Origin of the sequence: Defluviimonas salinarum (genome assembly GCF_026013545.1) — a bacterium.
GTDB lineage: Bacteria > Pseudomonadota > Alphaproteobacteria > Rhodobacterales > Rhodobacteraceae > Albidovulum > Albidovulum salinarum.
This window is the reverse complement of sequence record NZ_JAPDOG010000044.1, coordinates 1-23,530: the sequence shown is the minus strand read 5'-3', so window position 1 is coordinate 23,530 and position 23,530 is coordinate 1. Positions and strand designations below refer to the sequence as shown.

Sequence of the window (23,530 nt, the reverse complement as noted above, 5' to 3'; positions counted from 1 at the left end):
CCATCTGCTCGTCCGTCAGCCAGAAAAGATTGCTCATCATCAACCCCGTCAGTCTGGAGCCTTGAATCACCCGGCGGCGGCAGCTTCAAGCAGATCAATGGGTCCTGACCCTAGGCGAGCGCCATTCCTAAGCCGAAGTTCACTAGTGGCCGACATCGTTGCGCCAACGGGCAGAACCGGTGGGGAACGTCTCTGAGGGTCTTTCGCCGAACAATGCTGAGTAGTCCGATGCAAAGCGCCCGCCGTTGATGAAGCCGAGCGACAGCGAGACATCCTTGGTTTGGGCATTGCGTTACAACTGTGGCTTCGCGAACAATTACTCAACGGCTACCGGCCTTGACCTTTGCTCAGGTCCGCCGTTTGCGCCCTGATCCAAGCGATCAGGGCGTCCAGTTCCCCGGTCAACGTCGCTCCCGGTGCGGCGATCAGGAAGAAGGCGTTTCCAGTGTTGATCTCAGTCGGCAATGGGCGCACCAGCTGGGTATTGTGGAGCAGCAGCGCAGAAGTCAGGCTCCAGCCGAGGGCAAGCCCCTCTCCGGCCAAGGCGGCCTGAAGCGTCAGCTGGTAGTCGTTGAACACCATGTCGGGCTGGGTTTCATCCGTTTCCACGCCGACGCGGGCAAGCCATTCTGCCCAGCTCATGCGTTTGCGGAACCGGTCGAAGGCGTGCAACCGTCGATGGTTCGTCAGATCGGACACTGTGCCAATGCAGGGATGGTCGGCCAAATACTTCGGCGCGCAGATCGGAAAGACGACTTCGTCGCACAGATACCAGCTGTTCGGGCGCCGGAAGTCACGGTCGCGGATCCAGATTGTCAGGTCGATTTCAGAGTCGGGTTCGATGTCGCGATCGGTCGTGACAACCTTGATCCGCAGGTTCGGATGATCCTGCTGCAATTTATAGAGCTGCGGCATCAGCCAATGCGCGGCAACCGAGGTCGAGGCGGCGAAGGTCAGGTATCGGGTTTCTGTCGAGGACAACGTCCTGAGGCTCTCCTCGATGCGATGAAACCCAAAACGCACGCTGTCGTAAAGCAGCCGTCCAGCCTCGGTAAGTTGTACGCCGCGATTTTCACGGATGAAGAGTTGCGTGCCGCAGTGGCGCTCCAGCGCCCTTATTGATTGCGACACGCTGGGCTGTGTCACGTTCAGTTCCGCCGCCGCATTCTTGAAATTCAGATGCCGCGCCGCCGCCTCGAAGACGAAGAGCGAATGCGGGGACGGGATCAGGGATCGCAACTCAGACATAAACTGAATTTATATCAGACGATTTCTTTCCCGTCTACAGAGATGGCCCGAACTGTGGTTGTCTGGGTCGCGTGAATGGCTCGCAACAGGCCCGGCCGCAGCCGAGGGGTGGAACAACTACGATGGCAAGAAAGCCGAACCCTGCTCCCCACGGCCGTATCATGGTCGATCCGCCGGTGCAGGAGCCGACTGACTCGGGGTGGTATGTGACTTCAGGTCCCGATTTGCCGCTCGCGCCGCAGCGCGGAGAAACGCGTTGCGATTGTCTGGTGATCGGCGCGGGCTGGATGGGTCTGCACGCCGCGCGGCGATATGCAGAGCTTGCACCCGACCAATCTGTGGTGCTTGTCGATGCGGGCCGCATCGGGAACAACGCGTCAGGTCGCTGCATGGGCTTTGCCATCGATCTAGCTCACAATCCGCGCAAGCACGACTTCGTCGAGGACATCCAGGGAAACAAGGATGAACTCCTTACCAACCTTGACGGCAACGCCTATCTGCGATCAGCGGTCGAGGAGCTTGGCGTCGACTGCGATTGGGATCCGCAGGGCAAGTATCACAGTGCGGCGACCGACCATGGCGTGTCGGATTTGGTGAGCTTTTCCAAAGCGCTGGACGCGATGGGCCAGACATACCGCTGGGTCGAGCAAGATGAGATGCTGTCGATGACCGGCAGCAGGCACTATATCAAGGCGCTGCATCATCCTGGGACCATTCTTATCCAGCCGGCCAAGTACCTGAAGAACCTGACTCGTGTCCTGCCTAAGAACGTGACCGTTCACGAAAACACCGTGATCAGCACCGCACGCTTCGGGGCCGAAGAGCACGTATTCGAAACCCAATCGGGAGTGATCCATGCGAAACGGGTGATCATCTGTGCCGCAGGTTATCTGACGCGCTTTGGATTCTATGGCCAGACCGCGATCCCGCTTTATACCTTTGCCAGCATGACCCGGTCTTTGAGCGAGAACGAACTGGCGCGGGCGGGTAATCAGGCGGCCTACGGCCTCATCCCGGCTAACAGCTTCGGCACGACTGTCCGACGCACCACCGACAACCGCCTCATCCTGCGGAATGTCTATTCCTACGCCCCAAAGTTCAAAACCACGTTGCGCGACGTCGAACGCGCGCGCGAACAGCAGAAGATCGCGTTCGAGCGCCGTTGGCCAGATCTTGCCCCGATGGGTTTTGAGATCAGCTGGGGCGGTCTGCTGACGCTGGCACAAAACGGCGGAATGGTGTTCGGCGAACTTGCCGCCAACGTCTATGGTGCCGCCTTCTGCAACGGCACCGGCGTCTCGCGCGGAGCCGCCTTTGGCAAGGCCGTCGCGGAACTGGCCTTGGGCCGGTCCTCGCCTGTCATAGACATCCTGAAGCGCCGCGTCCCGCCTTCGCGGGCCTATCCCGACCTCATCACCTCAACCGGGGTGCGCCTAGTGACCGGTTGGCGGTTCAGGCAGGCTGGCAAGGAAGTATGACAAGTCTCAGGAGCCCGCACATGGTCGAAAGCGCCTCGAAAACGAAGCGTCTTGGCCGCGCCACTCGGCGCGCCGCGCGCGAGGCGGAAGTCACGCCGCGCCTTTCCACGGTCCGCTACCGCGTGAAGCCGGTGGAGGTCGTGAGTGCCGACGAGCTTGACCGCATCCACTGCGCCTCCCTGAAGATCCTGCAGGAAGTCGGCATCGACTTTCGCGATGAGGTGGCTTTGGCGCAGTGGAAGGTGGCGGGAGCTGATGTCCGCGGCCAACGGGCGCATCTTGACGGTGACCTTGTCGAGTCGCTTGTCGCGATGGCCCCCGAGCGGTTCGCGATGACCGGCCGTGGCGCGGACACGGATGTTGAGATCGGCGTCGACACGCTGACGTTTTGCGCGATGCAGGGCGCGCCCAACATCCGGGATCTGGACGGAACGCGCCGCGCCTCGACGATTGCCGATCTGCGCAAGATCAACAGGCTGATCCAGATGAGCCCCGGCTTCCAGATCGGAACCGGATTTGCCTGTGAGCCCACCGATATCGCCGTGCCTTGGCGGCACCTTCACATCATGCACACGAACCTTGTCGATCTTGACCTGGCCACGAACGGCCTGACGACGGGAACTGCGCGCGCCGAAGACTGTATCGCGATGGCGCGGATCGTCTATGGCAGGGCATTCATGGACGAAAACGCGGTGCTTTGGGGCATGATCTCAGGCAACTCGCCGCTTGTCTGGGATGCGACGATGCTGGAAGGGCTGCGGGTCTTCGCCCTTGCCAACCAGGTTGTATTGATTGCGCCCTTCGTGCTTGGCGCGGCCAATACGCCCGCCGACGTGGTGGCCACGGTCGCGCAATTGAATGCCGAGGCGCTGGCCGGCGTTGCCTATGCCCAGCTCGTGAAGCCCGGCACAAAGACGATCTACGGCCAGTATTCGGTTTCGGTGTCGATGAAGTCGGGCGCGCCGATGTCGGGCATGCCCGAGATCAGCCTGTTGAACGGGATCGTTGGCCAGCTAGCCCGCCGCTATAATATTCCGTGGCGAACCACGGCCTCGCAGGCATCGTCGAAGCTGTTCGATGCGCAGTCGGGCTATGAATCCGCCACCGCCTACATGGCTGCGGTCAATGCCAGGGCCAATTTCCTGCTGCATGCCGGCGGCTGGGACGAAGCCGGCATGGTGCATTGCCTGAACAAACTGGTGGTGGACGGCGAACAGAACCTGCTGATGGCCAAATACGCCCAAGGCGTGAGCTTTGATCTTCTGGACGAGGCGCTGGACGCTGTGCGTCGCGTTGGCCCCGGCGGCCACTACCTCGGCGATCCCTTCACACTGAAGCACTTCAGGAATGCCTTCATCGCGCCCGAGATCCTCAACTACGAGGCCTTTGAGCAATGGAAGGCCGCCGGCGGCAAGGACATGCCAAGCCGCGCGCGCGAAAAGGCAGAAGACTTGCTGGCCCGCTACGCCCCGCCCGCACTTGACTCATCGAAGCGCGAGGAACTGGATGCGTTCGTCGCCCGAAGGGAGCAAGAGATTTCGCCCAATCTCGCATGAACCGGCCGATCTCGTGTCGGTCGCAGATGAAACCGAGGAAAGACCATGTCCAATTTAGAAGGCATCAATCTTGCAATGCAGACGCCGCTCAACGCGGACGGTGCGATCGACTTTGCGGTCTTCGAGCGTTTGATCGAGGACTATATCGCGGCGGGCGTGCAAGGGCTGGTCCTTGGCGCCGGCACAGGTCAGCATCCCTACCTTACGGAAGACGAGTGCAACCGGCTGTACGAAGCCGGAATCAAGCAGATTGCCGGGCGGGTCAACGTGATCTGCCAGACCTCTGCCTTGAACATGGACGAGGTGATCCGGCGATCACGGCATGCCGAGAACTCGGGAGCGAATGCGCTGATGATCCTGCCGCCCTATCTGGAAGGGCCAGACGACGAGGACGGGCTCTTCGCCTTCTACCGCGAGATCGATGCGGCGGTGGGAATTGACATTGTCGGCTACAACATTCCCCAGTCGACCGGGATTGCGGTCTCGGTTCCGTTGCTCCTAAGGCTGAAGGAGCTGAGGAACTATCGCTGGATCAAGGACAGCGCAGGCGATTTCACCACCCATCAGGAATACCTCCAGACCGGCATAGACGTTTTGAACGGTTGCGACACCACAACCTTCGCGGCGCTGATGGCGGGGACCAAGGGCGTCATCTGGGGTGCCGCAAACTACATGCCGCATGAAGCGGCCAAGCTTTACGGCCTGATCACCGCCCGCGACCTCGAAGCAGCACTGGTCCTTTGGCAGAAGATGCTCCCCTCGCTCTTGTTCATCTGGCGCAACCCCTATGTGCCCGCCGTATTACGGGCGGCAGAACTGCGAGGCTTTGGCACCGGGAATGTGCGCCGCCCCCTCCAGAGGCTGACGGCCGCACAGGATGCCGCCCTGCAGAAGGCGCTGGCGCCGCTGATGGTTGACGGTCCGCTGTAACTGCCGCTAGAGACCTTCAATCCTTGGCTTTCCCTCGCGATCGAAACGGGAAGGACGGCCCGGAGCTGCCGTCCGGCAAGATCTTCGACGCCTCAGTGCAGCTTTCGCATTACTGCCGTTCACGGGCACTGTTGTACAAATCGAGTGACGGTCAGGCTTCCCCTTTCCCCGGACAGACTTATCCCGCAACCTCTGTGACAGGTGTGCCGAGCGCGGTGAAGCCGTTCAGGACCGCGACACGGACCTGGAACTCCGCGACCTGACCGTCGAAGTCCCGGGCTGAGAGGCGCTGGCACAGCCGTTTCACACGGTGCATCTTGGTCTCTGCACGGCTTCGGCGGTGGTTGCCGCTCCATCGTCGCCAAATCGTCCGGCCGAAGCGGTTCGATGCCCGCAGGGCCTCGTTGCGCGCAATCGCGCCAGCGGTGTCCGCCTTCCGAGGTCTGGCGTTCCTGCGGGGCGGGATGATCGCGGCTGCGCCGCGGGCGGCGAAGGCGTTATGGCATTTGCCGGTGTCAAATGCGCCACCAGATACCGGGACTGAACGCCTACAAGCCTTCCTCTCCGGCGTATTCCGAGATGTAGTCGAACAGTCTCTTTGCGGCATTGCTGCGCCGCCCCTGAGGCATCTTGATGTAGTAAGACCAAGGGCTTTTCGGACGGACCTGCAACGGCTCCATCAGCAGGCCACGCTCGATATACGTCCCGCACAGCGATGTCAGCGCGATTGTGGCGCCCAGCCCGTTGGCCGACAACTCGAGGGCCACGTTCGTTGCGTTCGTTCGGATCGCGCCGTCGAGATCCATGTCCGGGTTGCCGAGAGCATAACCAAACAGACCCCAGTATTCCTGCCGTCCCGCGACCACGATCTTAGCTTGCGACTCGACACTCATTCCATCGGCGATGTCTTCGCCGGCATAAGGGCTGCAAACCAGAGACAGGGTTTCATCCCATAGCAGGCTCGCGCCTGGAGGAACCTCGTCGTTGCGGTTCACCGAGATCGAAATGTCGGCAATGACATCATCCGGGTGATCCCAGATTGTTGCATTGACCACGATCTCCACCTCGGGATTGCGCGATCGAAATCCGGCAAGGCACGCCGGAAGCCAGTTCTCGGCCAGGCTCATCGGACAGGCAACGATCACCGAGCGATCCCGGGACGTCGTCGCGATCGCATCGGTCGCGGTGTCGATCTGGTGCAGGGCCTGGCGCAGCGTCGGCAGGAACGCCTCGCCAATCTCCGTCAATGCGATGCTGCGTGTTCCGCGCACGAAAAGGTCACGGCCGACGTATTTTTCCAGCGCCCGGATGTGGGTGCTGATCGCAGCCTGAGTATACCCCAGTTCCTCTGCGGCCTTGGTGAAGCTCAGATGGCGCGCGGCGCATTCGAACGAGCGAATGTAGTTCAGCGGAGGTGGCGGTCTATCCATGCGTCCGAACCTGTCATCATTGCTTGCCAATACCTGCCGTCCGTCACCAATAGGAATAAAAAAAACGGATGTATAGACGCCGAATATTTCGCGTGTTCGCCGGGACGAGCCCACTATTGTCCGTGGTCGAATGCAACGATGGGCTTGAAAAATGAGCAGCAAAGCTGTCGCACTTGATGCCAATGCCGATACGTTCGCAACCCTCGCGGATTTCACTCTCGAACTCTCGCCCGAAGCGATTCCCGCATCCGCGCGCGAGCGGGCGGCGCTGATGCTGCTCGATACGCTTGGGATCTGTGCGGCGGCAGCACCGATGGAGGCGGGTGTGCTCGGTCGGCGGGCGGCGCTGTTGCTTCATGCCTCGTCCGATCCCGGCCATTCGGCGCGGATGCTGTTCGACGGCCGCATCGTCAGCTTGGCTGGTGCGGCCTATGCGGCGGCGACCCAGACCGACAATCTCGACGGCCACGACGGCTACAACCCGACCAAGGGTCACATCGGCGTCGTCGCGGTGCCGGCGTTGGCGGTTCTGGCCGAGCACCTGCCGGACCTCTCCGGCCCAGAGGCGCTCGCCGCGCTTATCGTCGGCTACGAGGTTGCCGGGCGCGCCGGCATCGCGCTGCACGCGACAGTCAGCGACTACCATACCTCCGGCGCCTGGAACACGCTCGGCGTCGCCGCGATGGCGGCGCGGCTCCGACGCCAGACGCCCGCGATGTTGCGCGAGGCGCTCGGCATCGCCGAATATCACGGCCCCCGCAGCCAGATGATGCGTGAGATCGCAACGCCAACGATGCTGCATGACGGCTCGGGCTGGGGCGCGCTCGTCGGCATGTCGGCGGCGATCCTCGCCGAGAACGGATTCACCGGCGCTCCGGCGATCACCGTCGAAGCCGCCAATGTCGCGCCGCACTGGGCCGATCTCGGCCGGTTCTGGCAGATCGAGCATCAGTACGTGAAGCCCTATCCGGTCTGCCGCTGGGCCCACGCAGCGATCGACGCTGCGCGCGAGCTTGCACTGGGCCATGCCTTCGCGGCCGACCACATCGAAAAGATCCGCATCCGCAGCTTCGACTACGCGGTCCAACTCTTCCCCACCATGCCGGACACCACATCGAAGGCACAGTATTCACTGCCGTTCGCCGTGGCGACCATGCTGGTTCAAGGCCATATCGGGCTCGACCACATCTCGGGTGAGGGCCTTGCGGACCCGAAGGTGGCCGCGCTGGTCGGCCGCACCGTCATGGAAGCCTCCGAGCGCCACCAGGCGCGGTTCCCGGCCGGACGCTGGGCCGATGTCGAGATCACGCTCGCCGATGGCCGCGTGCTCGCCTCGGGCGACACCCATGCCCGCGGCGGGCCGGAACGTCCCTTCGGCCGCGACGAGGTGGTCGCGAAGTACAAGAGCTTCGCCGTGCCGGCACTCGGCGAGGCGCGGGCGCAGGGTCTCTGCGATGCCGTGCTGGCGCTGACCGAAGCCGGCAGCCGCTTCGACGCGGTCGCTCGCCATCTCTACGATCCGCTCTGATCCGTCATGGTTCTCCGCCTTCTCAAATACGGGCTCCGCAGTGACTATCCGGTGACCGGCGACATCCCTGTCACGCCCACCCTGAAGCCCGCCTATGACGTGGTGATCATCGGCGCCGGCGGCCACGGTCTGGCCTGCGCCCATTACCTGTCGAAATACCACGGCATCCACGACGTCGCGGTGCTCGACAAGGGCTGGCTTGCCGGCGGCAATACCGCGCGCAACACCACGACGATCCGCTCGAACTACATCACGCCCCAGGGCATCGCCTTCTACAAGGAGGGCGTGACGCTTTACGAGGCGATGTCGGAGGAACTCGACTTCAACGTCATGTTCTCGCAGCGCGGCCAGCTCACATTCGCCCATAGCGAGGCTACGCTGCGATCCTTCCACCTGCGCGCCGAGACCGGCCGTCACATGGGGATCGGCATCGAGGTCGTCGACCAGAAAGGCGTAGAGGCGCTCTGCCCGCATCTCAACATGGATTACGGCGGCGCGCTCGAGGTGCTTGGCGGGCTCTGGCATCCCGACGGCGGCACGGCACGCCATGACGCGGTGGCCTGGGGTTACGCGGCGCAGGCTGCGCGGCGCGGGGTGGAGATACACCAACGCACCGAGGTGACCGCGATCGAGGTCGCGGGCGGCCGGGTGCAGGCGGTGGTGACCAACCGCGGCCGCATCGCCGCAGGGCAGGTGATGATCGCCTGCGGCGGCATGAACTACGACATGGCGCTCAAGGCCGGTGTCGAACTGCCGATCCGCTGCTATCCGCTGCAGGCGATGGTGACCCAGCCGGTCAAGCCCTGGCTCCACACGCTCGTCTCCTCGGTGAGCCTGCACACCTATCTGGTGCAATCCTCGCGCGGTGAGATGGTGATCGGCGGCGGCTCGGATCCGTACCAGCTCTATTCCACCCGCTCGACGCTCGACATGAAGGAGCATCTGGCCGAGGGCGCGGTGCATCTCTTCCCATTCCTGAAGAACCTGCGGCTCCTCCGGCAATGGGCCGGGATCACCGACATGACGCCGGATTACAGCCCGATCATGGGCGAAAGTCCGGTGGACGGGCTCTGGCTCGATTGCGGCTGGGGCACCTGGGGCTTCAAGGCGACACCGGTCGCGGGCAAGCGCATGGCCGAATGCATTGCCACCGGCCGCGTGCCGGAGATCCTTCAACCCTTCGCGCTTGAGCGCTTCGAGCGGTTCGCGCTCTTGAACGAAATGGGCGCCACCGCGGCGAGTCACTGAGATGAAACTGCTTTCCTGTCCCCTGAACGGTCCCCGCAACATCGAAGAGTTCCAGTATCTCGGCCCGCTGCGCGGGCGCCCCGATCCGGATGCGCTTTCCGATGCCGACTGGGCGCGGCACCTCTTCCGGGCCGAGAACCGGCCCGGCGCGATGCTCGAATGGTGGCGCCACCGGCCGTCGAACTACGTCTTCCTCGCCGAGCGCCATACCGTCACCAACGCCGTGATCCGCACCTTCGATCCTTCGGAACTGGAGCCCGGCGCATGACCCGGCTCGACGCCCCCTTCGGCAGCCGGATCGACCGGTCCCGGCCCATCTCCTTCAGCTTCGAGGGTCAGCGCTTCACCGGCTACGAAGGCGACACCATCGCCAGCGCGCTGGCCGCCTCTGGCCAGTGGATGCTGTCGCGCTCGTTCAAGTATCACCGCCCGCGCGGCGCCTTCTCGATGGCGGGTGCGGAAGCCAACACGCTGGTCCAGGTCGGGTCCGAGCCGAACCTCGCCGCCGATCTGACGCCGCTTGCCGAGGGCATGGTGGTAAGCGCCCAGAACGTCAACGGCAGCCTCGCGCGCGACCGTGATGCGGTGATGGACCGGCTCGGCCGCTTCATGCCGGTGGGTTTCTACTACCGCACCTTCATGGGGCCGACACGCAAGGCCTGGCTGAAATGGTGGGAGCCGCTGATCCGCGCCAAGGCCGGGCTCGGCATGGTCGACCTCGCCGCCCGGCCCGATGGCTTCGACAAGTCCCACCTGCACTGCGACATCCTCGTCGTCGGCGCCGGCCCCGCCGGGCTTGCCGCCGCGATCGAGGCGGCCGAGGCCGGTGCCGACGTGATCCTCGGCGATGAGAGCCCGGACCTTGGCGGGCGCCTGACTTACGCGCCCGAGGCGGAGGTCGATCTCACGGCCCTCGTCGCGCGGGCAGAGGCGCTGCCCGCGCTCCGGATCATGACCGGTACCGTCTGCAACGGCTGGTTCGAGGACAACTGGCTGCCGCTCATCCGCGGCAAGGCGCTGCATCGGTGCCGGGCGCGCGAGGTGATCCTCGCGACCGGCGGAATCGAACAGCCGGCGGTGTTTCGCGGCAACGACCTGCCCGGCATCCTGACCGGCGGCGCTGTGCGCCGCCTGATCCGCCACTATGGGGTGCGCCCCGGCACCCGCTCGGTGATCCTCGCCGGAACGCCCGACGGCCTTGGCGCCGCCGAGGACCTGCTTGATGTCGGCACCCGGATTGCTGCGTTGGTCCTGCCGCGCGACCTGCCTGGCCATGCCGAGCGGATCGGGCGCCTGCGTTCGGCCGGGGCCGAGATCCTGACCGGACGGATCGAGGCGGCACGCGGCGGCACCCACGTGGAGGCAGTGCAAGTGGGCGGGCGCTGGATCGACTGCGACCTCGTCGCGGTCTCGGTCGGGCATGCGCCTTCCTGGCAACTTCCCTGCCAGGCCGGTGCCCGGCTCGGCTATGATGACGCGACCTGCCGCTTTTCGCTCGACCTCGCGCGCGACGGCCTGCACCTTGCCGGCTCGGTCGCGGGCCATGCCAGCACCTCCGCGGTGATCGCCGATGGCCGGCGCGCCGCCATGGCGGCGCTCCGCGCGCTGGATATCGACGCCGGGAACGTCTCGCCCTGCCAGGATCTAGAGCTTGCCCTTGCCCATTGCGCACTGCCGCTCAACCCCCACCCCAAGGGCCGCGACTTCGTCGATTTCGACGAGGACCTGCAGGTCAAGGACATCGTGAACGCGGTCAGGGAAGGGTACCGCGAGCTTGAGTTGGTGAAGCGGTTCTCAACCGTCGGCATGGGGCCGAGCCAGGGTCGCCACTCGGCACTCGCCACGGCGCGGATCGTCGCCGCCGCGACCGGGCGTAGCGTCGCCGAGACCGGCGTCACCACGGCGCGGCCGCCGGTCGGGCCCGAGACGCTCGGCGCACTCGCCGGGCACGGGCATGTCGAGGAGCGCCGCACCGCGCTCCATGCCCGCCACCTTGAGGCCGGGGCCGAGATGCGCCCCGTCGGCGCCTGGTGGCGGCCCTATCTCTACGGCCGGGGCGACCGGGTGGAGCGGATCACCGAAGAGGTGCGCGCGGTGCGCGAAGGCGCGGGACTGCTCGACGTCTCGACGCTCGGCAAGCTCGAGGTGCGCGGCCCCGATGCCGGCGCCTTTCTCGACCGGCTCTACACGATGGCGCATGCGAACCAGCCCGTCGGCAAGGTCCGCTACTGCCTGATGCTGAACGAGATGGCAGCGGTGATCGACGACGGCGTCGCCTTCCGCATGGCAGACGACGTCTTCTACGTCACCGCAACGACCGGGGCGGTGGCGCGGGTCTACGCCGACATGGCGCTGTGGAACGCCCAATGGCGGATACGCGTTGATGTCGCGAACCTGACCGCGGCCTTTTCCGGCCTCAACATCACCGGCCCGAAGGCGCGCGACGTGCTCCAGGCGCTCAGCTCCGACATCGACTTCTCGCCTGCGGGTTTTCCCTATCTCGAAGGCCGCATCGGTGTGGTCGCCGGGATCCCTGTGCGCGTCATGCGGATCGGTTTCACGGGCGAACTCAGCTACGAACTGCACTGCCCGTCGAGCCATGCCCCCGCGCTCTGGGACGCGGTGATGGCGGCCGGCGCACCTCTCGGGCTTCGGCCTTACGGGCTCGAGGCGAGCCGGATCCTGCGGCTCGAGAAGGGCCACATCCTGATCGGCCAGGATACCGACGCGCTGACCTCGCCCGACGAACTCGGTTTCGGCTGGGCGGTATCGAAGAAGAAGGCGTTCTTCGTCGGCAAGCGCGCGCTGGAGATGCGCCGCCGCCTTGGCGAAAGCCGCCGCCTTGTCGGCCTGATCTTCGAGCCCGGCACCGAGGCGCCCGGCGAAAGCTGCCTCGTCCTGCGGGGCGGTGAACCGGTGGGGCATGTCACCTCGGTCGCCCATTCTCCAACGCTCGGCCGGGTGATCGCTCTCGCCTATACTCATGTCGAGGATGCTGCGCCGGGAACCGAGGTCACGATCCGCGCGCGCAGCGGCAAGCTCGTGACGGGCCGGGTCGCCGGGCATGCCTTCGTCGATCCCGAGAACCGCCGGCAGGAGATCTGACGATGCAAGCGACCCAGACCTGTCCCTTTTTCCCAGGCGGCGCGGCCGAGGATGTCGCGCCCCTTCTGGGCCAACGTGACGACCTTTCCGTAAGCGACCGCAGCCATTGGCCGCGGTTCGGCCTGAAGGGGCCGGGCAGCGCCGACTGGCTGTCCGACGCGGGGGTGGCGCTTCCCGCACCGAACCGACTTAGCTTGTCGTCCGGTTTCACAGTCCTGCGGCTCGGGCCCAATGACATCACCCTGCTCGGCGATCCCGCCGCGCCGGAGGCACTCACGGCTCTCTGCGCCCGCTGGGAGGCCGCCCCGGGTCCGAAGGGCTTTTCGAGCTGGCGCGAGGAGGCCTGGGCCTGGCTGCATCTCGACGGGCGTGCGCTCGAGGATGCGCTCGCCCGGCTCTGCGCAGTCGATCTTCGGCCCAGGCGCTTCGTCCCGGAAGCGATCGCGCAGACCCGCTTCGCCGAAGTCGATGCGGTGGTTATCCGGCGTGGCGGCGCGGCGGAAGTCTTCTTCGACATCGCGGCGAGCGCTGCGGTATTGCGCACGATCCGGCATGGAGGAGGCCACCCGTGACCATCCGATCACCCATTGTCCTTTTGCACACCGACGCGCCCGAGGCCGCACGGGCTATCGTCGCCGGCGCGCATCCGGACCTGACGGTCCATACCTGCGACAGCTACGCGGACCTGCCCGCGATGCTCACCGAAACCGGCGCAGAGGTGGTCTACTCGGTCCGCTTCGCCGGCACACCCGGCTTCCCGCGCGCAGCACTCCTCGACAGCGGCACCCTGCGCTGGATCTCGGTCGGCGGTTCGGGCACCGACCACCTCGCGCCCTGGGATCCGGAATGGGTGACCGTCACGAATGCCGCCGGTGCCGCGGCCGACATGATGGCGGAATACGCGCTCGGCGCGATGCTGGCCTTCTCGCTCGACCTGCGCGGCTTCGCGAGGGCCCAGGCAGAGCGGCGCTGGACCGCGGGGCGGGTGACGCCGATCGAGGGGCGCACGCTCCTGATCCTCGGCCTCGGCCAGACCGGACAGGCCGTTGCGCGGCGCGCCAGGGCGATGGGAATGACGGTACTCGGGGTGCGCGCACGGCCGCAGCCCACGAACCATGTGGACGAGGTACACGGGATGGAGGCGCTGCCGGCACTCTGGCCCCGCGCCGATTTCGTGCTGGTCTCGGTGCCGCTCCTGCCCTCGACCCGCGGCCTGGTCGGAACCGATGCCTTCGCAGCCATGAAGCCCGGCGCGGTCCTGATCGACGTCTCGCGCGGCGGGGTCTGCGACGAGCCGGCCCTGATCGCCGCCCTGCAGGACGGCCCGCTCAAGGGTGCGGCGCTCGACGTCTTCGCGACCGAGCCACTGCCCGCCGACCATCCGCTCTGGGCGATGGAAAACGTGATCCTGACGCCGCATTGTTCCTCGGTCTACGACGGCTGGGCCGAGAAATCCGTCGCGATGTTCGCCGAGAACCTCGACCGCTACCGGCGCGGCGCGGCGCTTCACAACATCGTCGACCCCGAACGGGGCTACTGAAGGAATGGCAACCATGAGCGAAGAACGGCGCGGCGGCGGACGCAGATCCAGGACGAACCGCGGCGGAGGGGCGATCTCCCAGCTTGAATTCCGGGACGTCCAGAACCCCTACGCGCCGCTGGAACTCGCGACGCCCGATCAGGTCGAGGCGATCCACCGGACCTCGATGCGGATCCTGTCGGAGCTCGGCATCCGGGTGATGAGCACGCGGGTGATGGAGCTCTTCGAAGCCGCGGGCGCGATCGTGGACCGTGCGGCGCAGACGATCCGCATCGACGAGAGCCTTGTCGCGGAGGCCCTGAAGACCGCGCCGTCCTCCTTCACGCTGACCTCGCGCAACGCCGCGAAGCGGCTGACGATGGGCGGCCGGCACGTCGCCTTCGGCCTCGTCGCCGGGCCGCCGAACGTCCATGACTGCGTGAACGGCCGCCGCCCGGGGAACATGACGGACTACGAGAACTTCATCCGCCTCGCGCATCACTTCAACGCGATCCACATCATCGGCAACCAGGTCACCGCGCCGCAGGAACTGCCCGCCAACAACCGCCATCTCGACACCTACCGCGCCAATCTCACGCTCTCGGACCTTGCGTTCCACTGCACCGCGATCGGCCGCGGCCGGGCGATGGACGGCATCAACATGATGGCGATCGCCCGCGGCATCACGCCCGAGGCAATGGCGGCCGATCCCGGCGTCATCACCATCATCTCCGTGAACTCGCCCCGGCTCTTCGACGACGCGATGGCCGAGGGGCTGATCGCGATGGCCGAGCATGGCCAGCCGGTGACGATCACGCCCTTCACGCTGATGGGGGCGATGACCCCGGTGACGCTGCCCGCCGCCCTCGCCCAGCAGAACGCCGAGGCCTTGTTCGGCGTGGTGCTGACCCAGCTCGTCAAGCCCGGCGCGCCGGTGATGTACGGCGCCTTCACCTCGAACGTCGACATGCGCTCGGGCGCGCCGGCCTTCGGCACGCCGGAAAACACCAAGGCGAACGTCATCTCCGGCCAGCTCGCCCGGCGCTACCGCCTGCCCTACCGGACCTCGAACGCCAATGCCTCGAACGCGGTCGACCTGCAGGCCGCCTACGAGACCGGGATGGCGACCTGGGGCGCGGTGATGGGCGGGGCCAACATGGTCTACCATGCCGCGGGCTGGCTCGAGGGCGGGCTGACGGCGAGCTACGAGAAGCTGATCCTCGACGTCGAGATCCTGCAGAACATGATGGAGATCCTGCGCCCGATCGACTTTTCCGAGGACGAGCTCGGCTTCGAGGCGATCCGGTCGGTGCCGACGGGCGGCCATTTCTTCGGCGCCGAACACACGCTCGCGCGTTACGAGAGCGCCTTCTACCGGCCGATGCTGTCGGATTGGACCAACTACGGCGGCTGGGAGGCGGCCGGCGCGAAGGACGCGCTGACCCGCGCGACCGGGCTCTGGCAGCAGGCGCTGCGCGACTATGAGGAACCGGCACTGGACCCCGCCATCCGCGAGGCACTTGACGCCTATGTCGCCCGCCGGAAAGAAGAGATCGGCAGCGACGAGCCGTGAGCCGCGCCGCCTTGGACACCGTTCGCAGGAGCCGCCCGTGCCACATGCCGAAATCAAACATTCCGCCGACCTCGGCTTCGACGCCGAGAAGCTGTTCCGGACGATCGAGGACACGATCCTGAGGCATGATCCGAACTCGGGGGAATGCAAATGCCGCGCCTATCCGGCTGCGCGATACCGGCACACGCATTGCCTGGTTTCGGTCTCGCTGCTCAGGAAGCCGCACCGGGATGCGGCGTTCACCGCAGCACTTCTCGCCGATCTGGACTCGGCGATCACCGCCGAACTCGCGCAGCCCTGTTTCTTCTCGCTTGGCCTGAGCTACAGCGACGACGCTTACATCACGCGCAGCCACACGCCGGCCGCTTGAGGCGGCGCCGAGCGTCCGTCTCAGAGCCGCTCGAAAAGCCGCCCCGGCGCGCCGTCCGGGCGCGGCAGACCGAGCGCCCGGCACAGAGCGAAGATCATCGCCTGGTTGGAGGTGACGACCGGCTTGCCGGTTTCCTTCTCGATCCGCGCAACGGCTTCGACCGAACGCATGTCGGTGCAGGACAACACGATCGCCTCGACGCCCGGTTGGTTGACCCGCAGGGCGAGGTCGAAGACCTCGTCCGGGGTCAGTTCTCCCTGGCCGTAATTGCCCAGGTTGCGACCTATATCGGCGCGGGCCACGGTCTCGATCCCCTCATCGGCCAGGAAGGCGACGGCCTCGTCATTGATCTGTCCGACATAGGGCGAGGAGAAGCCGATCTTCCGCGCGCCGAGCGCCTTAAGCGCGGCTACGACGGACCCTGCGGCGGTGAGCGAGATCGCGCCCGATCCGGCCTTGATCTTCGCCGCGAGGTCGCGGTCGAAACCGGTGCCGTGGGTCAGCGTTGCCGAGGTGCAGCCATAGAGCACCGCCTTCGGCCGCACCCCGGAAATCAGCCGCAATGTCTCGGTCAGGTCCGAGGCGCCGAGTCGGGCCATCTGGCTGGAATCAGGAATCTCGTCGATGTCGTAGTCGCCGAGCCGTTCGAAATGCAGCGAGCAGCCCTCGGGCCGCATCAGCATCAGGTCGGGTTCGAGATTGGTGTTGGTGTAGGGGACCAGCACCCCGATCTTGAGAGCGCGCAGATCAGCGGTCATGTCCTTCCTCCCTGAAAGCGGCGAGAATCTCGGCGGCGCGGTCCATGTGTTCGGGCGCGACGACGGTGGCGCGCAGGCATTGGCCGAGCCCGTAGCCGCCCATGCCGCGCATCAGAAGCCCCGCTGCGCGCAGGCGCGCGTCGGCCGCCCTTGCGGCCTCGGCGCCGGCGAAGGGGATCAGCACGAAGTTGGTGTGACTTGGCGGGATCCGATATCCGGCCGTGGCGAGGCGCTCGGCAAAGGCGTTGCGGATCGCAGCCGTCTTCGCGGCAAATTCTCGCATATGCGCCCCGTCCCGCATCGCCGCCGCCGCCATCGCCTGGCTCACGGCCGAGACGTTGTTGGGATTGAGGAGCTTGCGCGCCTCGCGCCCGATTTCCTCGGGGAAAAGCCCCCAACCGGCGCGTGCCCCGGCCAGCGCATAGGCCTTGGAGAAAGTCCTGAGCACCACCGTGTCGTCGCGCCCGGCGAGCGCGAAGACCGGTGCCGGATCCTGATCGTCGAACTCACCGTAAGCCTGGTCGACGACTAGGAGAACACCGGCCGGCAGGGCTTCCCGCAACCGCAGGATCTCGGCATTGGGGATGCGGGTGCCCGTCGGATTGCCGGGATTGCAGAGAAACGCTATCCGGGTGCGCGAGGTGATCTTCGCGAGCAACGCATCGACCGAGACCGTAAGGTCTTGTTCCGCTGCCTTCACATAGCCGACCCCGGCCTGAAGGCAGGCGGTGGCGACGAAGAGATAGCCGTGATCGGTGCCGAGCACCTCGTCGCCCGGGCCAGCGAAGGCGCGGATGAGGCAGCCGATCAGCTCCATCGAACCGGCGCCGCAGAGAATGCGCGAGGCATCGAGCCCGTGAACCTCGGCAATCGCCGCGCGCAGTTCGCTCCAGTCTGGATCGGGATAGAGCGCGGCGCCCGCCAGCGCCGCCTCGCCCGCCTTCAGCGCCATCGGACTGGGTCCGAAGGCGCTTTCGTTCTGGGCCAGCGAGACCGAACCCGCAGGCCCGAGATCGGCCAGCGCATAGGGCGCCATCGCGGCGACGTTGGGGACGGCGCGGATCATCGCTTGTCCCCATAGGCCGCAGCACCTTCGGCGGTGACGAGGCCTGAAGCGAGGTCGCGTGCCAGACGGTCGGGGTCGCGCGCTTCGGGGCTGCCGAAGCCGCCGCCGCCGGGCGTGTCGAAGATCAGCCTTTCGCCCGGTTCCACGCGCAGCTCGCACTTGCCCGAGATATCGGCCGCGCGGCCTGAGACCCGGATCCGGCCGGGCGCTCCGGCCAGGCCGTCGGCGCGGCCCTTGGCGGCGTTCTTCACTCGCTCGACCGAGAGGAAGACGAGGAACGGCTCGTCGACGGCCGAGGTCATCTCGATCCGCTGGCCGAGACCGCCGCGATACCGGCCCGCGCCGCCGGAATCGGGCAACAGTTCACGCCGCCAGATCGTGACCGGGGCGACCGCCTCGGTGATCTCGACCTGCGAGCCGAAGACGCCCGACGGATAGGCGGTGGCCGAAAGCCCGTCAGCATGCGGTCGCGCGCCGGTGCCGCCGTTATGGACGAGCTCGACCGCGAACTGGTGGCCGCCATTGCGCGCGACTTCCGGCGTGTGACGCATCGGCAGGTCATACATGCAGGACGCGCCCTCGGCCGGCACCCGGTCCGGCAGCGCCTGGGTGAGGCAGCCGAGCACGAGATCCGGCGTCATCTGGCCGAGCGTGTGGCGCATCGCCACCGGCGCCGGATGTTGGGCATTCAGAATGCACCCCTCCGGCCCGGTCACGACGAAGGGTTCGAGAGATCCGGCATTGTTCGGGATGTCGGAGCCGATGATGCAGCGCATGGCGAAGACCGAATAGGCGGTGGCGTAGTTGAGGGGCACGTTGATACCCTTCTTCGAACAGCCCGACGTGCCGGTGAAGTCGAGATGCAGTCGCTCCCGCGTCACCGTGAGCGTCGCGTGCAGTTCCAGTTCCTTTTCATAGCCGTCGACCTTCAGGATGTTGCGGTAGACGCCTTCCGGAACCTCGGCGATCGCCTCGAGCGTGCCGCGGCGCGAGGTCTCGATGATATGCTCGGCGAGCACGTTGAGGTCGTCGAGCCCGAAGTCCTCCATCATGCCGACGAGCCGCCTGGCGCCCGCCTCGCAGCAGGCAATGAGCGCGTAGATGTCGCCCTCGTTGGCAATCGGCTCGCGCGAGTTGGCCTTCACGATCTCCATCAGGAGCGCGTTGACCTCGCCGCGGTCCACAAGCTTGCAGGGCGGGATCAGGAGCCCTTCGTCATAGATGTCGGACCCCTCCGGTCCCATGCCGAGCCCGCCGAGATCAACGAGGTGCGAGGTGCAGGAGGTGAAGCCCACGACGCGGCCGTCCTTGAAGGCGGGCAACATGAGAAGGAAGTCGTTCAGATGCCCCGAGGCGAGCCAGGGATCGTTGGTCATGTAGACGTCGCCGGGGGCCATGTTCTGGATCGGGAAACGCTCGCGCAGCGTCTTGACCGCCTCGGCCATCGTGTTGATGTGGCCGGGCGTACCGGTCACGGCCTGGGCGAGCATCCGGCCCTTCACGTCGAAGATGCCGGCCGAGATGTCGCCGCATTCGCGCACGATCGGCGAGAAGGCGGCGCGGATCAGGGTCTGGCCCTGTTCCTCCACGACTGCGAGCAGCCGGTTCCACATCACCTGGAGACGGGCGGGAGAAAGATCGGTCATGGCTCAGGCTCCCTTCCGGGTTAGAACGAGGTTGCCGCGTGCATCGACCTCGGCGTCGAAGTCGGTGCCGACGAAGGTCGTGGTCTGCGGTTCGGCGATGAGCGCGGGGCCTGCGAGGCGGTCGCCGGGCGCAAGCGCGTCGCGCATCACGAAGGCGGCCTCGCGGCGCGCGCCGGTGATGTCGCAGGTCACCGGGCGCGTCTCGCGCGCTGCGAGCGCGCGCACGGCAGGCGTGGTCGCGACCGGCTGGATCGCGTCGGCCCGGGTGGCGACGCGGACCGACCAGTTGAGGATCTCGATCTCCATTCCCGGCACGGGTCGCGAGAACTGGCGCGCATAGGCGGTTTCAAAGGCCTTGGTCAGCGGTGCGATGTCCGAGAGCTCGAGATCCCGGTCGGGCAGCGCGATCTCGATCTCGTGGCCCTGGCCGTGATAGCGCATGAAGGCGGTCCGGCTGACGATGACCTCGGCCTCGGCCGCGCCCTGGCGCACCACGTCAAGCGCCTCCGACACCATGGACGCGAAGAGCCGGTTCACCGCGGCAAAGTCGAGCGTCTGCAGCATCGAGTAGCGCGAGCGCACGATTTCGAACGAAACCGGGGCGAAGAGGAAGCCCACCGCCGAGCCGACGCTCGGGTTGGTCGGGATGAGGATGCGCGAGACGCCGGCGGCGCGGGCCACGCGGCAGGCATGCAAGGGGCCGTTGCCGCCGAAGGCGATCATCGTGCGAGGCCCGAGATCCTTGCCCGATTCCACTGCGTGCATGCGGCCGGCGCTGGCCATGTTCTCGTCCACGATACGGCTCACGCCGTCCGCTGCGGCACGCGCGTCGAGCCCGAGCGCGTCGCCCACCTCGCGCCGCATCGCCAGGGCCGCCGCCTCGGGGTCGATGGCGAACTGGCCCTCGGCGAAGGTCTCGGGCCGGATATAGCCAAGGACGATATCGGCGTCGGAGACCGTGGGCTTCGTGCCGCCGCGTCCGAAGGCGGCCGGGCCGGGCTCCGATCCCGCGCTCTGCGGGCCGACGGTCAGCCGGCCGAGCCGGTCGACGGCGGCGATCGAGCCGCCTCCCGCCCCGATCTCGATCATCTCGATCACCGGGATGCGGACCGGCATTCCCGAGCCCTTGATGAAGCGCGCGGCGCGCGCGATCTCGAAGGCGCGCGAGGTCTGCGGCGCGCCGTTGTCGATGAGGCAGAGCTTTGCCGTGGTGCCGCCCATATCGAAGGACAGGACCTCGTCCAGACCGCATTCCGAAGCGATGCGCGCGGCGAGGATCGCACCGCCTGCGGGACCGGATTCGACCAGCCGGATCGGGAAATGGGCCGCTGTAGCAATGGTAGTCATGCCGCCACCCGCGGTCATCATCAGGATCGGGCAGCCGAGCCCCTCGGCGGCAAAGCGCGCCTCGAACGCCGCGAGGTAGCGCGCCATCAGGGGCTGGATATAGGCGTTGGCGACCGTGGTGCAGAGCCGGTCGAACTCGCGCGCCTCGGGGCTGACCTCGGAGGAGATGGAGACCGCGAGATGCGGCCTCGCCTCGGCGATGAGTGCGCGCAGGCGCTGTTCATGCGCGGGGTTGGCATAGGCATGCAACAGGCAGATCGCCACCGCGCCGGCGTCCGTGGCGTCGATCTGGGCGATGAGCCCGGCAACCGCCGCCTCGTCGAACGGGATCAGCACCTCGCCCGCCGCCGACATGCGCTCGCGGATGGTCAGCGAGCGGTCGCGGCTGACCAGCAGGTCCGTCTTTTCGAGATTGATGTCATACTGGCTGTAGCGGCGCTCGTAGGCGATTTCGAGGATGTCACGGAACCCCTCGGTGGTGACCGTGACCACGCGTGCGCCGCGCTTCTCGATCAGCGCGTTGGTGGCGAGCGTGGTGCCGTGGATGAACCCGGTGATCTCTGAAAGCGTGCGCCCGGCATTCGCCAAGGCACGTTGAACACCCTCCATCGCGCCGTCGGCAGGATTTTCATGGGTGGTGAGCGTCTTGGTCGAGGCGATGACGCGGTCCGCCCCTTCGATCAGGACGGTATCGGTGAAGGTGCCTCCGATGTCGACAGCAAGGCGCAGGGGCGATTGAATGGACATGTTCTCTTTGCCAGAATGTGGAGCGGGAAAGGTTGCGGCCACACTCCGTCAACAGGGGACGAGATCGCAGCCGGTCGCGCGGCGGTTCATCATGTCCTTGACGAAAATACGCGTCATCCGCCCCTCTACTGAATTGACCGGCCCCGCTGGGACCGGTCGGCACTTGTCCTAGATTAGCGGCACCCTCAGGACGCCGTCCACCAGCGTTCCGGCGCCTTCGCGCCGTCGAGTTCCCAGTTCGAGGCGATGTCGTCGCCGTGGCCAATGCCCTTCGAGACCGCCGAGATGTGGTTGGCGAACATCGGGGTGAGCGCGCCGCCATCGTCGGCGAGCAGGCGCTGCGCCTCGGCGTAGAGTTCGCGGCGCTTCGCGTCGTCGAGTTCGGCTCGCGCTTCGACGACGATCGCGTTGAAGCGGTCGGCGGCCTCGCCGGTCCGCCAGGCGGTCTCGTTCCACTCGGTGTCGTTGGTATAGCCCGAGGAGAACATCCAGTCCTCGGTCGGTCGGCCGCTCCAGTAGCTCACGCACCACGGCTTCTTGTTCCAGACGTCGGACCAGTAGCCATCATTCGGCTCGCGCACGACCTCGATCTCGATCCCGGTTTCGGAGGCCGAGGCCGCGATGAGCTGGGCCGCGTCGACCGCGCCAGAGAAGGCAGCGTCGGAGGCCGAAAGCTGGAGCGCGCCGCTGTGACCGGACTTCTTGTAATGGAAGGCGGCCTGCTCGGGGTCGAACTCGCGCTGGGGAATCTCGGCGTGGTAGCGGTTGGCGGTCGAGATCGGGTGATCGTTGCCGACCACACCGTGTCCGAGCAGGATCTTGTCCACGAGTTCCTGGCGTTTCACCGCGAGCTTCACCGCCATCCTGAGGTCGTAGTTGTCGAACGGAGCTGCATCGACTCTCATCGGGAAAGTGTAATGCAGCGTCGAGGGCCGTTCGAGGATATCGAGCGTTGGCACCCGCGCAAGGAGTGAGACGGTCTTCGGGTCGACGCGGTCGATCGCGTCGACATCGCCGTTCATGATCGCGTTCTGACGCGCGGTCGGATCAATGATCGAGATCAGCTCGACCGCGTCGAAATGGGCGCGGTCGGACTTGAAGTAGTTGGCGAAGCGCGTGGCATGGATGCGCACGCCCGGCTCGTAGGTTTCAAGCACGTAGCCGCCCGAGCCAACTCCCCCGGTCGCGTCGATCGCGCCATCGGAGGCGGGCAGGATGATCAGGTGGTAATCGCTGAGCACATAGGGAAAGTCGGCATTCGGGGCTGAAAGCTCAAAGACGACGTTCTTGCCATCGGCGCGGATATCCTTGATCTGCGACACGAGCCCGCCGACCGCGGATTTCGAATCCTCGCCGCGATGGTGGTTGATCGACGCGATGACGTCCTCGGGCGTCAGGGTCTTGCCGTTGTGGAATTCGACGCCGTCACGGAGCTTGAAGACCCAGGTCGCGGCGTCGTCCGACGCCCACTCGCTTGCCAGCTCCGGCACCAGCTTGCCGGAACTGTCCACCTCGACCAGGTTGTTGCCATAGAGATAGGCAAGGACGGTGTTTACCGGCCCTTCGTAGGTCGCCGGGTCGAGCGTATCCGTCGTTGAACCGCTACCGAGACCGAGACGCAGGAGCCCGCCCTTGCTCGGGGCCTGGGCGCGGGCTGCGTCGGCCCAGCCGATCGCGGTCGGCAAGGCGATCCCGGCGGCGAGCGCCGACATGACGAAGCCCCGGCGGGAGACCTGTCCCGTACCGAGGCGCAGACGCTGGCGCGCAATGTAGTCATCGCGTGACTTATCCATGAATTTCCTCCCACGATCCGACCCAGCCAACTCCAAGCGGCAAACGGCGCCGGAGCTGCTGGTTCGACGGAAGGCTAGGCTCCAGACTCATTGATCGTCAAAGCCAGAACAGGACGGTTGCGGCGAGTGCGACGGCGGAAAGGAAGGTCTTGGCGCATCTGTCGTAGCGGGTTGCGACCCTGCGCCAG

Annotated in this window: 18 protein-coding genes and 2 pseudogenes; 11 read left to right on the top strand and 9 right to left on the bottom strand. The window is 66.1% G+C overall.

The window, feature by feature from the left end:
* Positions 1-327: 327 nt before the first annotated feature.
* The gene (locus OM960_RS23480; protein ID WP_263340319.1) at positions 328-1,248 is read right to left on the bottom strand and encodes a LysR substrate-binding domain-containing protein; all 921 of its coding nucleotides are present in this window, start codon (positions 1,246-1,248) and stop codon (positions 328-330) included.
* A gap of 161 nt (positions 1,249-1,409) precedes the next feature.
* Here OM960_RS23480 and OM960_RS23475 point away from each other — a divergent pair, with 161 nt between their 5' ends.
* Genes OM960_RS23475 through OM960_RS23465 form a run of 3 tightly spaced genes read left to right on the top strand, consistent with a single transcriptional unit; the run spans position 1,410 to position 5,212 of the window.
* Positions 1,410-2,726 (top strand): NAD(P)/FAD-dependent oxidoreductase, encoded by a 1,317-nt coding sequence (locus OM960_RS23475; protein WP_263340317.1) that lies wholly within the window; start codon positions 1,410-1,412, stop codon positions 2,724-2,726.
* Positions 2,727-2,746: 20 nt separating this feature from the next.
* On the top strand, positions 2,747-4,282 hold the full coding sequence (locus tag OM960_RS23470) for a trimethylamine methyltransferase family protein (protein ID WP_264773692.1): 1,536 nt from the start codon (positions 2,747-2,749) through the stop codon (positions 4,280-4,282).
* A gap of 45 nt (positions 4,283-4,327) precedes the next feature.
* Positions 4,328-5,212 (top strand): dihydrodipicolinate synthase family protein, encoded by an 885-nt coding sequence (locus OM960_RS23465; protein WP_264773691.1) that lies wholly within the window; start codon positions 4,328-4,330, stop codon positions 5,210-5,212.
* Positions 5,213-5,390: 178 nt separating this feature from the next.
* Here OM960_RS23465 and OM960_RS23460 read toward each other — a convergent pair.
* Both OM960_RS23460 and OM960_RS23455 read right to left on the bottom strand, forming a co-directional pair.
* Positions 5,391-5,738 (bottom strand): annotated as a pseudogene (locus tag OM960_RS23460) (transposase); the annotation flags it as partial.
* 22 nt (positions 5,739-5,760) lie between these two features.
* Entirely contained in the window at positions 5,761-6,642 is an 882-nt protein-coding gene (locus OM960_RS23455; protein ID WP_263340308.1) for a LysR family transcriptional regulator, read from the bottom strand.
* Positions 6,643-6,793: 151 nt separating this feature from the next.
* On the opposite strand from OM960_RS23455, the gene OM960_RS23450 reads away from it, so the two are divergent.
* From OM960_RS23450 to OM960_RS23405, 8 genes are read left to right on the top strand one after another with little or no spacing between them, the layout of a single operon-like run.
* A complete protein-coding gene (locus OM960_RS23450; protein WP_263340305.1) occupies positions 6,794-8,170 on the top strand; it encodes an MmgE/PrpD family protein in 1,377 nt (458 codons plus the stop codon).
* 6 nt (positions 8,171-8,176) lie between these two features.
* Positions 8,177-9,418, top strand: coding sequence for an FAD-dependent oxidoreductase (locus OM960_RS23445; RefSeq protein ID WP_264773690.1), 1,242 nt, complete (start codon positions 8,177-8,179; stop codon positions 9,416-9,418).
* Between the two features lies 1 nt (position 9,419).
* Positions 9,420-9,686: a sarcosine oxidase subunit delta gene (locus OM960_RS23440; protein WP_264773689.1), complete on the top strand. Its 267-nt coding sequence runs from the start codon at positions 9,420-9,422 to the stop codon at positions 9,684-9,686.
* Entirely contained in the window at positions 9,683-12,523 is a 2,841-nt protein-coding gene (locus OM960_RS25490) for a 2Fe-2S iron-sulfur cluster-binding protein (RefSeq protein WP_290428750.1), read from the top strand. Before OM960_RS23440 ends, OM960_RS25490 begins: the two co-directional genes overlap by 4 nt.
* 2 nt (positions 12,524-12,525) lie before the next feature.
* Positions 12,526-13,095, top strand: coding sequence for an aminomethyltransferase family protein (locus OM960_RS23420; RefSeq protein WP_263340297.1), 570 nt, complete (start codon positions 12,526-12,528; stop codon positions 13,093-13,095).
* Entirely contained in the window at positions 13,092-14,063 is a 972-nt protein-coding gene (locus tag OM960_RS25615; protein ID WP_264773688.1) for a D-2-hydroxyacid dehydrogenase, read from the top strand. The genes OM960_RS23420 and OM960_RS25615 overlap by 4 nt, the downstream gene beginning before the upstream one ends.
* A 13-nt stretch (positions 14,064-14,076) precedes the next feature.
* Entirely contained in the window at positions 14,077-15,615 is a 1,539-nt protein-coding gene (locus OM960_RS23410) for a trimethylamine methyltransferase family protein (RefSeq protein ID WP_264773687.1), read from the top strand.
* A 37-nt stretch (positions 15,616-15,652) separates the two neighbouring features.
* Entirely contained in the window at positions 15,653-15,985 is a 333-nt protein-coding gene (locus tag OM960_RS23405) for a hypothetical protein (protein WP_263338050.1), read from the top strand.
* Positions 15,986-16,005: 20 nt separating this feature from the next.
* Here the strand turns inward: OM960_RS23405 and OM960_RS23400 are convergent, their stop codons facing one another.
* The 6 genes and pseudogenes from OM960_RS23400 to OM960_RS23375 all read right to left on the bottom strand — a co-directional run.
* On the bottom strand, positions 16,006-16,743 hold the full coding sequence (locus tag OM960_RS23400; RefSeq protein WP_263338049.1) for a maleate cis-trans isomerase family protein: 738 nt from the start codon (positions 16,741-16,743) through the stop codon (positions 16,006-16,008).
* Positions 16,733-17,809 carry a pyridoxal phosphate-dependent aminotransferase gene (locus OM960_RS23395; RefSeq protein WP_264773686.1) on the bottom strand — a complete coding sequence of 359 codons (1,077 nt, stop codon included), beginning with the start codon at positions 17,807-17,809 and terminating at the stop codon, positions 16,733-16,735. Before OM960_RS23395 ends, OM960_RS23400 begins: the two co-directional genes overlap by 11 nt.
* Positions 17,806-19,455, bottom strand: a complete 1,650-nt coding sequence (locus tag OM960_RS23390; protein ID WP_264773685.1) for a hydantoinase B/oxoprolinase family protein — start codon at positions 19,453-19,455, stop codon at positions 17,806-17,808. Before OM960_RS23390 ends, OM960_RS23395 begins: the two co-directional genes overlap by 4 nt.
* A 3-nt stretch (positions 19,456-19,458) precedes the next feature.
* Positions 19,459-21,549 carry a hydantoinase/oxoprolinase family protein gene (locus OM960_RS23385; RefSeq protein WP_264773684.1) on the bottom strand — a complete coding sequence of 697 codons (2,091 nt, stop codon included), beginning with the start codon at positions 21,547-21,549 and terminating at the stop codon, positions 19,459-19,461.
* A gap of 185 nt (positions 21,550-21,734) precedes the next feature.
* On the bottom strand, positions 21,735-23,342 hold the full coding sequence (locus tag OM960_RS23380; protein WP_263338040.1) for an ABC transporter substrate-binding protein: 1,608 nt from the start codon (positions 23,340-23,342) through the stop codon (positions 21,735-21,737).
* Between the two features lie 97 nt (positions 23,343-23,439).
* Positions 23,440-23,530: pseudogene (locus tag OM960_RS23375) on the bottom strand (IS5/IS1182 family transposase); the annotation flags it as partial.